Raw genomic sequence first — 10,786 nt, 5'->3', positions numbered from 1 at the left:
CTGCACACCGACACCCTGCCCACCCAGAACGGCTACCACCCCCACGTCACCATCCTGGCACCGCTACCCGCCCTGCTCGCCGAACCCGGCGCGCCACCCGCGGACAACGGCTGGGGCCTGCCCCTACCCGCCACGGTCCTCGCCCGGCTCCTGTGCGACGCCGACCTCGTCCGACTCCTGCTCGACCCCGCCGGGGTACCGCTCGACGTCGGCCGCACCCAACGCATCGTGCCCCCCGCGCTGCGCCGCGCTTTGATCGCCCGGGACCGCTGCTGCACCTACCCCGGCTGTGACCGGCCACCGGGCTGGTGCGAAGCCCACCACATCATCGAATGGTCACACGGCGGCCGCACCGCCCTGAACAACCTGGTGTTGACCTGCGGCCAGCACCACCGCACGCTCCACCACAGCGACTGGCAGGTACAGATCGGCGCCGACGGCATCCCCGCATGGATCCCCCCGGGCTGGATCGACCCGTCCCGCACCCCCCGACGCAACCCCTACCGCCGCACGATCCACAACACCGACACCGACACCGACACCGGGACCGGGACCGGGACCGGGACCGGGACCGGCCACAGCAAACAGGCCGGTCCCGGCACACGGGACGGCCCCGGCAAGGATCTCTTCGGCGGCGTGCCCTGACACCGGGTGGTGGAGGCATCGTGGCCCCGGGGGGTTCACCCGTGGTTCACAGGCCGGATGACAGCCGGTCGCCGGCGGCCGGCCCGAGTCCCGTACGCGACCCCGCGACGGCACGCCACGACAGGGCGCGAGCTTGCACTCACCCACCTCGAGTGCTAAACAGGACCTGGCACTCACGAGCTTCGAGTGCCAGGGCTGAGCGGCGAGGCCATCTGGCCGTCCGTCGCGGGCGTCGTCTTGGCCAGGCCATTGAACAGCCATTCCCCTGGGAGGACCCCGACACCATGCCGAAGATCATTGCCTTCGATGAGGAGGCACGGCGCGGCCTGGAGCGCGGCATGAACCAGCTGGCCGACGCCGTAAAGGTCACGCTCGGTCCGAAGGGCCGCAACGTCGTTCTGGAGAAGAAGTGGGGCGTCCCCACGATCACCAACGACGGTGTGAGCATCGCCAAGGAGATCGAGCTCGAGGATCCGTACGAGAAGATCGGTGCGGAGCTCGTCAAGGAAGTCGCGAAGAAGACGAACGACGTCGCGGGTGACGGCACCACCACCGCGACGATTCTCGCCCAGGCGCTGGTCCGTGAGGGTCTGCGCAACGTGGCGGCCGGCGCGAACCCGCTGGGTCTGAAGAAGGGCATCGAGATCGCGGTCGAACGCGTCTCGGAGGAGCTCTCCAAGCAGGCCAAGGAGGTCGAGACCAAGGAGCAGATCGCGTCCACCGCGTCCATCTCCGCGGGCGACCCCGCGATCGGCGCGCTGATCGCCGAGGCGCTGGACAAGGTCGGCAAGGAAGGCGTCGTCACCGTCGAGGAGAGCAACACCTTCGGCCTCGAGCTCGAGCTCACCGAGGGCATGCGCTTCGACAAGGGCTACATCTCGCCGTACTTCGTCACCGACGCCGACCGCCAGGAAGCCGTCCTCGACGACCCGTACGTGCTCATCGTCAACAGCAAGATCGCCGCTGTCAAGGACCTACTCCCGCTGCTGGAGAAGGTCATGCAGGCCGGCAAGCCGCTGGCGATCATCTCCGAGGACGTCGAGGGCGAGGCCCTGGCCACCCTGGTCGTCAACAAGATCCGTGGCACCTTCAAGAGCGTCGCGGTGAAGGCCCCCGGCTTCGGTGACCGTCGCAAGGCCCTGCTCGGCGACATCGCCATCCTCACCGGTGGCCAGGTCATCTCCGAGGACGTCGGCCTCAAGCTGGAGAGCACCACGATCGACCTGCTCGGCAAGGCCCGCAAGTTCGTCGTCACCAAGGACGAGACCACCATCGTCGAAGGCGCCGGTGACCCCGACCAGATCGCAGGTCGGGTCAGCCAGATCCGCGCCGAGATCGAGAAGTCGGACTCCGACTACGACCGCGAGAAGCTGCAGGAGCGGCTGGCCAAGCTCGCCGGTGGCGTCGCGGTCATCAAGGTCGGTGCCGCGACCGAGGTCGAGCTCAAGGAGAAGAAGCACCGCATCGAGGACGCCGTCTCGAACGCGAAGGCAGCGGTCGAGGAGGGCATCGTCGCCGGCGGTGGCGTCGCGCTGCTCCAGGCGTCGGTCACGGCGTTCGAGAAGCTCGACCTCGCCGGGGACGAGGCCACCGGGGCGAACATCGTCCGGCTGGCCCTCGAGGCGCCGATCAAGCAGATCGCTTACAACAGCGGTCTCGAAGGCGGCGTCGTAGTCGACAAGGTCCGTCACCTGCCCGCTGGCCACGGCCTGAACGCGGCCACCGGCGAGTACGTCGACCTGATCGCCACCGGCATCATCGACCCGGCCAAGGTCACCCGCTCGGCGCTGCAGAACGCCGCGTCGATCGCCGGGCTGTTCCTCACCACCGAGGTCGTCATCGCCGACAAGCCGGAGAAGAACCCGGCCCCGGCGGTTCCCGGCGGCGGGGACATGGACTTCTGAGTCCGCGGTTCGCAGTCTGAACTGGTCGTAAGCCGGCCGGTGGCAAACCGGCCGGTGGTAGAACACAAGGGGCGGTCCCGTTTCGGGGCCGCCCCTTTGCCATGGCAGGACGAGTGGGAGTGTGCACTGCATGACTCAGACCATGCCGCCGGCGGGCTGGTACGCCGACCCGTCCGGCAAGCACCCCTTCCGATACTGGGATGGCAGCCGGTGGACCGACCAGGTAAGTAATACCCAACCCGGGGCACCCGGCGGCGTACCCGTGCAGACCAACTACACGCCGGACCGGATCCAGCGTCAGGTACAGGAAAACGCGGGCGTGGCCCCCGTCGACGGTGGACAGGGGAGCCTGTTCACCGAACCGGTCCTCGTGGTCAACCAGAAGACCAAAATCATCGAGCTGACGAACGAATACGCCGTGTTCGACCAGGCCGGGAACCAGATCGGATCGGTCGTGGAAGTCGGTCAGAGCACCGTCAAGAAGGCGATCCGGCTGGTCAGCTCACTCGATCAGTTCTTCACCCACCGCCTCGAGGTCCGCGACAGTGCCGGCGTTGCCCACCTCGTCCTGACCCGACCGGCAAAGGTCTTCAAGTCACGGGTGATCGTCTCTCGGCCGGACGGATTCGAGATCGGCGCAATCGTCCAACAGAACGTCTTCGGAAAGATCCGATTTGCCCTGCAGAGCGCCGGCACATCCATCGGGATGATCAAAGCGGAAAACTGGCGGGCGTGGAACTTCTCGATCGTCGACCACACCGACACCGAGATAGCCCGGGTGACCAAGACCTGGGAGGGTCTGGCCCGCGCGCTGTTCACCACCGCCGACAACTACGTGGTGCAGATCCACCGGCCCCTTGCCGACCCGCTGCGCAGCCTGGTGGTCGCCTCCGCCCTGACCATCGATACCGCTCTGAAGCAGGACTCCCGCGGCCTCGGCTGAGCGCGGGCCGTAGACCACGGAATCCGGTCGCCGGGAGTGAAGGTTTCGACAGTCGCAGCTGGAAGCGGCACCATTACTGGCGTGATCCAGCCTGGTTCCGCGTCACGTTCGCGCCGCCCCACCATGGTGCTGCCCACCCCCCCGCTCACCGTCGCAGACCTCGACGAGTTCGGCCTTGAGGATCCGCGCTTCGACCTCATCGACGGGATGTGCCTGGTCCGTGCGTGGCCGACGCCGCTGGAGACCAGGGTGACCAAACGTCTCGTCCGACTGCTCGTCGAGGTGACCCCCGCGCACATGCGCGTCCACACCCGGGGGGTGAGCCTTCGGATCGAGCCCCGAAGCGAGATCGTGCCCGACATCATCGTGGCGGCGGCGGGCGACGACGACCGTCCCCGCCGCATCACCGACCTGCCTCTGCTGGTCGTGGAGGTCGCCGAGCTCAGCAACCGGCGCTACGACCGGACCCTGAAGTTCGACGTCTATCGCGACCGCGGTGTCCCCAGTTGCTGGCTGGTCGACCCCGACACCCCGGCTATCGACGCCTACGATCTCGTCGACGGAACCTACGTCCAGGTCGGGTCCGCGACCGGGCCCCAGGAACTCCGGGTGACCTGCCCGGTTGCCTGCACGATCATCCCGGCAACCCTGATCGACCCCCCGCATCCAGAGTGACGGTTCTCTCCGGACGGTTATGTCGGGTCGGGAATGTCGTCGGCATCGGGAATGTCGTCGGCGTCGGGAATGTCGTCGGCGTCGACGATGGTGTAGGCGTAGCCCTGCTCGGCCAGGAAGCGCTGCCGGTGCGCGGCGTACTCCTGGTCGATCGTGTCCCGGGAGACCACCGTGTAGAAATGCGCGCCGCGGCCGTCCGCCTTGGGGCGCAGCACCCGTCCGAGGCGCTGCGCCTCCTCCTGGCGTGACCCGAAGGTACCGCTGACCTGGATGGCGACACCCGCTTCGGGCAGGTCGATCGACACGTTGGCGACCTTTGAGACGACCAGGGTCCGGATCTCCCCGGTGCGGAACGCCTCGAACAGGCGCTCGCGTTCCCGGTTACGGGTCGACCCCTGGATGACCGGGGCACCGAGCAACTCGCCAAGATGATCAAGCTGGTCAAGGTAGGCGCCGATGACGAGCACCCGATCCCCTGCGTGCCGTTCGACCAACCGTCGCACGACCGCCCGCTTGCTGTACGCGGTAGCGCACATCCGGTAGCGCTCCTCGGCCTCCGCAACGGCGTAGGCCATCCGCTCGTCCTCGGTGAGGGTCACCCGCACCTCGGTGCACTCGGCCGGGGCGATCCAGCCCTGGGCCTCGATCTCACGCCACGGCGCGTCGTACCGTTTGGGGCCGATCAGGGAGAAGACGTCGCCCTCCCGACCGTCCTCACGGACCAGCGTGGCGGTCAGGCCGAGCCGCCGCCGGGACTGGATGTCAGCGGTCATCCGAAAGACCGGCGCCGGCAGCAGGTGCACCTCGTCGTAGACGATCAGACCCCAGTCGCGGGCGCCGAACAGGTCCAGATGCAGATACTCGCCCTTGCGACGGGCGGTCATCACCTGATATGTGGCGATCGTGACGGGTCGGATCTCCTTGCGTTCACCCGAGTACTCGCCGATCTCGTCCTCGGTGAGTGATGTCCGCTTCAGCAGCTCCGTGCGCCACTGCCGGCCAGCCACCGTGTTGGTGACCAGGATGAGCGTGGTGGTACCGGCGTGGGCCATGGCCGCGGCACCGACGATGGTCTTGCCGGCGCCGCTGGGCAGCACCACCACGCCCGAGCCACCCTCCCAGAACCCCGCCACCGCGCCCTTCTGATACTCGCGCAGCTCCCAGCCGTCCTGGCGCAGTTCGATCGGGTGCGCCTCGCCGTCGACATAACCGGCGAGGTCCTCCGCCGGCCAGCCGATCTTGAGCAACGCCTGCTTGAGCCGTCCCCGCTCGGACGGGTGCACCGCGACGGTGTCCTCATCCAGCCGCTGGCCCAACAACGGCGAGACCTTCTTGGACCGGATGACCTCGGCGAGCACCGCACGGTCGACGGTCCGCAGGACCAAGCCCCGCTGCGGGTCGTTCTCCAGCCGTAGCCGGCCGTAACGGTCCATGGTGTCGGCGATGTCGACCAGCAGCGCGTGCGGGACCGCGTAGCGGGAGAAGCGGACGAGTGCGTCAACGACCTGTTCGGCGTCATGACCGGCAGCGCGGGCATTCCAGAGCGCCAGCGGAGTGACCCGGTAGGTGTGGACGTGCTCGGGGGAGCGTTCCAGCTCCGCGAACGGGGCGATCGCGGCCCGCGCCTCGCCAGCCATCGGATGGTCGACTTCCAACAACAGGGTCTTGTCGGACTGGACGATCAACGGACCATCGGCCACTTCTCACCGTCCTTTCACGATTCCTCACGGCCTCTGGACGCGCGACGAAAGCCATGATCGCACACCCTGAGGATTCCATCGGGTCGCGCAGCGAACTGCTACGTACCGAACTGCTACATACCGAACTGCAGCGAAATTCGTCGGCCGTACCAACCCGTATCGAACCAGTCCGCCGATTCTCGCATGGTCGCCGAGGGCCGCGACGGACGCCTCGCGAAGTACCGACGACCGATCCGGTTACCGTCACGGCAGGTCGGCAACGTCCTCCGGATCCATGAATTCAGGGTATTGCTGGTCCGGTACGGACATCGGCCCGACAGTGCCGGTGCCGGCAAGGGCACCGGCCAGGTCACCACCGGTAGCGCCTGGCATTGCGCCCGCGACCCCCAACTCATACGACCAGTCGTAACCGGCGGACCCACCGGCCGGGAGTACATCTTCGACATCCATGACACCGGTGACACGGTGCAGTGCGAAGCGCCGGGTCGCCGTGGCACGCTCATCCCACGCGGTCACCCAGCCACCGTCGACAATCATGGGACGAACAATATGTTCACTAGATTTTCCCTGCTGGTCAACATACCCGAGCAGCATCCGCCGGCCGCTGCGTGCCGCTCCCTGCAGGCTCAGCAGCATCAGCGGAGCCGACCGCACCATCCCGTCGGACACGGAGCCGATCACGGCGCTGGCCACCCGGGCCGCTCGGGCGCTGTCGTCTCCCCGACGGATCATCCGCACCACGCCCCGGACCTGCTCGTTGCGGGCACCCGCGGCGTCCACGGTGTTCGGGCGCGGGCGGCCGGGCGTTCTGTGCACCTCGGGTCGGCTGAGTACCACGCGTCCGTCCGGTCCTTCGCCGACCGGAGCGAACCCGGCTACGCGCAGGCCCTCCAGCAACTTGGGCATGGGTAGCGATGAGATCACCACGGTGGGCGCGACCCGCCGCAGCCCGAGGGTCTGAGTCCGCCGCGACGCGACCACCTCGGAGAGCACCGCGGTGTCGTCGCAGCGCAGATAGGCCGCGGCCGGCCCGGCCCGCAACCGGCCGTGGCGACGGGCGACGTCATCCACGAGGTAGTCCAGCGCCTGCGGGACGCCCCCGCGGGCGACGCGGGCAAGAAAGTCGCGGATGTCCTCGGCGACCCGACCGGCGTCCAGAGCACGCCGCAGGGACGCTTCGGAGAACCGGAAGACCGTTGCCGCGCCGGACGACTCGACATCGGCCATCTGGGTGAGCTCCGCGGCGATCTCCGGCACCAGGGGACCCGGCGCCACAGCGGTGAGGTCGGCCTGTACCAGCAGTTCGCTGACGGGCTCAGGCAACATCGGGCTGAGCGCGGCAGCGAGGTCGAAGCGGCGGGTCGCGGCCCCGTCGGCCGCCTCGCCACCGACCAGCGCCCGCCCGGCCGCTGACAACGCGCCGCGTCCGGTGACACCCAGCAGATCCGCCTCGGCGGACGTCCAGTCGATCATCCGGTCCAGCAACGACCCACCGCGGCGGGGCAGCCGCCACGCAAGCAGGGCGCGCACCGACTCGGGCGTCGGTGCAAGCCCCGCCGGAGCTGCCGCGAAGGCGTCCAGCACGAGGCGGCGCAGCTCTGGCGCGCTCTGGCGGCGCAGCTCCACGGAGAGCGCGGCAACCTGACGGCCCTTGTCGTCGCGCTCCCCCACCAGACCGGGTATCTGGGGGGAGCTCAGCCACGCCTGGACCAACGTGGCCCAACGCATCGCGGGGGTCTCCACACACCACCGGTCGTAGGCGGTCGTAGGCATGATCATGACATCCGCGCCGGGCGCATTGTCGACCAGCCCGGCCGCATAGGCGATCTCGATCACCAGCGCCGCGGCCGGTTCGGCGACGTCAAGAAGCCTCGCGGCCGCGCGGAAGTCCCGGACGCTCAGACCCCCGGTGCGCAACGGGGTGGGCGGGGTCGCACCCCAGGCTTCCAGCAGCGCCGTCACCAGACGGATCATCGTGTCAGCGGCGAGGGCGGCCGTGCCGTCCACCTGGCCGAGATCAACGGTCTTGCCGGTGAGCGCCGGCGGTTCGCGATGCAACGTCCCGACCGGATGGTCACCGCGCAGGGCGAGCCCGACTTCCCGCGGAAGCTCGACCGTGGTCTCCTCGACGCCGATCAGCAGACCCCGGGCCAGCAGTTGCTCCACCGGCGTGCGGGCGTCAGACGCATGAAGCAGCCGTCTCGCGTCGCCCGTGTGCCCGAGCGCCGGCCCGGCGGCGAGCCGCTCAAGGAGCTGACGGGCCCGCGGACCGCACTCCTCGACGAGGGTCGCCACCCGCTCCGGCACGTCCAGGGCGGCGCTGAGCTCGTCGAGGATGGAGCCGCGCCCGGCTCCACCGCGGTCGCGTTGGGCGGCGACCCCGACCGCCAGCGCGAGCCGTACGAGATGCGTGTGCCGGTGACCGGACAGGCAGGCACGTAGTGGCCGACCAAGGCCGAGCGGACGCTCACCGACAAGGTCGCGGACCATTGCGACAAGCCGAATGGCACTGTCATCCCCCCAGATCAGGGCACGTTCGCGCAATGTCGCCACGGGCACCGCCACATCCGAGGTCCCGCAGAACCTGACGAGGTCCTCGACACTCACCGGCGATGGAAGCAGCGTCAGTGCCTCGCAGACCTCCAGGGTGAACGTGTCGAGTCGCTCAAGCGCGCGGGTCACGCTCACCCGGATCTCCAGACGGGCGGCGAGGATGTCGAAGTCGGGCGGTGGTGGCGTGGCCAGATCCGGACGCAGGGCGAGCAGCCGAGTGAGCGCGTCGTCCGAAAGGCCCCGCAACCACCCGGCCAGGGTGGAGGAGACGTCAGGGCCGTCCGCCGGCATGGGCACCCTCACAACGGTAGCCGGCCGGGCGCGGGGTCCGGCACGCCCTACCGCCTGTCGTGGTCGGATTCGTCGACCACCGGTAGCGAAACCGATGGGAAAAACAGACCGACACCGACCTCGGCCGTGCCCACCTGATCGAGAACCCAGCCGCCGCTGACATCGAACCGGAGCACGGCCACCGCCGGATCAAGATCAAATTCGCACGGTAGAAGCGCTGCGAACGCCCAGTCCGGTGGGCCGATCGAAATTCTGATCGAGGTCACCTGCAGTCGACCCGGTGGGATGAGTGCGACCAGCGGGCTCGCGAAGACCGCCTGTGCTATCGCGTCGATCTCGTCCGCTGTCGGCGCCCGACCGGGCGGAACGGGAAACACGTTGTGATCAAATACGCCGGCGGGGACCCCCGCGGAATCATCGACATCGGCGCTTCCGGTATCGACCCTGTCAACATCAACGCTGCCGGCATCGACCCTGCCGGCATCGGTGGCGCAGGTGTCCGCCGTCCGCCGGGCAACGGGACGGATGACACGTGGACCAGCGCCGTGTCGAGGTGCGGAATGTGGACGCACAGGCTCTCCTGCCGCGAGTGACAGGCTGCGACGATACCCAGCCGACATCACGTGAAGCCGCACTTCCTGTGACAGAGTGCGACAGACCCGTCGATGCAGATTCCACACGGGCGAGCCTCCAAACGCAAGAGTCTGACGCCAAATGCTTGTCGCAACAGTAGAGCATGAACCGAAAACCTGGCTCGATGCACCTTTTAAGCTGTTCTTCTGCTTCATCCGGATGTCGGCTGTATACCGCCGCCCACTATTGCGATGCAGCGGATCAACGTAACTTCTCCACACCGTCGACCAGGAACGCCAGATGATGATCACGCGCCCAGGTTCCGACCCGGGACAGTGCAGGCGCAGACCCCGGCGACGCGAGCGCCTGCCCGATGGAGAAGCCGACAATCATGAAAACCGCGGCGACGAACACGGTCAGCACGATCATGGCCGGACGTCTGCGCGAGGTGCGTCCGCGGGTTCCCGTACCCGCGGATCGCCCCTTGTCCGACGGTGCCTCCGCACTGGCCTGAGCCCTACCATCCTGAGCCTTGGCTGTCTGAGCCGGCCTGACCGGCCGGGAACCCCTACCGCTGGTCCCACCACCCGCCGTGGCCCGACCTTCGGCGACCCGATCTTCCCTCGCCCGACCTTCGGCGACCCGAGCTTCGGTGGCCCGCGGGCGCCGCGCGGCGCTACCTGACCTGTCGTCATCCCCGGGGAGCGTGGCGAACCGGTCGGTGGCACCGGCCTCCTCCCGATCAGCCCGATAGATCCGATCAGCCTGCTTCGCCCGATCCGAGAACGGATCAAAACCCTCCGTCGGTGGGCCGGTGTAGGGCCTCGGCCCGGTGGCGGTCCCCGCCGCAGCACCCGGCCCGGGAGCGCCGCCCGAGGACGAGTCGGTGGGCCGCCGGTCGGAGCCGGGCGGCCGGTCGGAGCCGGGCGGCCGGTCGGAGCCGGGCGGCCGGTCGGAGCCGAGCGGCCCGGGTGACCCGGCCCGCCCGGACAACGTGCCGAAAGCCACCAGATGCCGGCCTGCGCTGACCGGTCGCCCGGGGCGACTCCGGTCACCCGCAGCACCCGCAGCACCCGGCCGGACCGCTTGCCGGCCAGGTGGGTAGCCGGGCGCGCCCGGTGCCGGTGTGCCGGGCAGTTGTCCAACCTCAGGCAGGGAGCCGGGAATCGGGGGACGCGGCCCGCTCGGCTCCTGATACCGCGGGTGCCCCAGCTCCCCGGGTCGCCACGTCGTGTCATCGTCCCCGGGCGGGACGCCACGCGGATTCACCCACGGGTCGCCTCGATGATCATCTCGTCGGTCGCCCCGGGGCTCGGGGTCTCCTCGGACCACGCGGGCATCCTCCGGTCACACACGCACGGCGGTGGTTGTGTCGATGTCGTTAGAACAGCGAGATTCAGCGTATCCGTAACAGGTTTCAACGGCACAACACACCCCGTCCCAACACCACAGCGCACACGGATGGATCTTCACTGTGACCTAAGTGGTCGGCGCTGGAAGTT

Annotated in this window: 8 protein-coding genes; 4 read left to right on the top strand and 4 right to left on the bottom strand. The window is 68.7% G+C overall.

Annotated features, from left to right (window positions below; translation table 11 throughout):
- From U9978_RS19665 to U9978_RS19650, 4 genes are all read left to right on the top strand, one after another.
- The coding region (locus tag U9978_RS19665) for an HNH endonuclease signature motif containing protein (RefSeq protein WP_322762608.1) at positions 1–645 on the top strand (645 nt) is incomplete at its 5' end.
- Positions 646–929: 284 nt separating this feature from the next.
- Positions 930–2,549 carry a chaperonin GroEL gene (groL, locus tag U9978_RS19660; protein ID WP_322762607.1) on the top strand — a complete coding sequence of 540 codons (1,620 nt, stop codon included), beginning with the start codon at positions 930–932 and terminating at the stop codon, positions 2,547–2,549.
- 130 nt (positions 2,550–2,679) lie between these two features.
- On the top strand, positions 2,680–3,492 hold the full coding sequence (locus U9978_RS19655) for a phospholipid scramblase-related protein (RefSeq protein WP_322762606.1): 813 nt from the start codon (positions 2,680–2,682) through the stop codon (positions 3,490–3,492).
- An 81-nt stretch (positions 3,493–3,573) separates the two neighbouring features.
- Positions 3,574–4,167, top strand: a complete 594-nt coding sequence (locus U9978_RS19650; RefSeq protein WP_322762605.1) for a Uma2 family endonuclease — start codon at positions 3,574–3,576, stop codon at positions 4,165–4,167.
- A 17-nt stretch (positions 4,168–4,184) separates the two neighbouring features.
- On the opposite strand, the gene U9978_RS19645 is transcribed toward U9978_RS19650, so the two are convergent.
- The 4 genes from U9978_RS19645 to U9978_RS19630 form a co-directional block, all read right to left on the bottom strand.
- Complete coding sequence (locus U9978_RS19645) at positions 4,185–5,867, bottom strand: DNA repair helicase XPB (protein WP_322762604.1); 1,683 nt, start codon at positions 5,865–5,867, stop codon at positions 4,185–4,187.
- Positions 5,868–6,110: 243 nt separating this feature from the next.
- Positions 6,111–8,711: a helicase-associated domain-containing protein gene (locus U9978_RS19640; protein ID WP_322762603.1), complete on the bottom strand. Its 2,601-nt coding sequence runs from the start codon at positions 8,709–8,711 to the stop codon at positions 6,111–6,113.
- 47 nt (positions 8,712–8,758) lie between these two features.
- Positions 8,759–9,283 carry a hypothetical protein gene (locus U9978_RS19635; RefSeq protein ID WP_322762602.1) on the bottom strand — a complete coding sequence of 175 codons (525 nt, stop codon included), beginning with the start codon at positions 9,281–9,283 and terminating at the stop codon, positions 8,759–8,761.
- Between the two features lie 262 nt (positions 9,284–9,545).
- The gene (locus tag U9978_RS19630) at positions 9,546–10,292 is read right to left on the bottom strand and encodes a hypothetical protein (protein ID WP_322762601.1); all 747 of its coding nucleotides are present in this window, start codon (positions 10,290–10,292) and stop codon (positions 9,546–9,548) included.
- Between the last annotated feature and the right edge of the window lie 494 nt (positions 10,293–10,786).

Origin of the sequence: Protofrankia sp. Cr2, assembly GCF_963555885.1 — a bacterium.
In the GTDB taxonomy this organism is placed as follows: domain Bacteria; phylum Actinomycetota; class Actinomycetes; order Frankiales; family Frankiaceae; genus Protofrankia.
Note: the sequence above shows the minus strand (reverse complement) of the source record. Positions and strands in the feature narration are given on the sequence as shown.

Excerpts from the sequence above, each read along its gene's own strand:
- groL (WP_322762607.1), top strand. The coding sequence starts at position 930 with ATGCCGAAGATCATTGCCTTCGATGAGGAGGCACGGCGCGGCCTGGAG.
- U9978_RS19655 (WP_322762606.1), top strand. The coding sequence starts at position 2,680 with ATGACTCAGACCATGCCGCCGGCGGGCTGGTACGCCGACCCGTCCGGC.
- U9978_RS19640 (WP_322762603.1), bottom strand. The coding sequence starts at position 8,711 with ATGCCGGCGGACGGCCCTGACGTCTCCTCCACCCTGGCCGGGTGGTTG.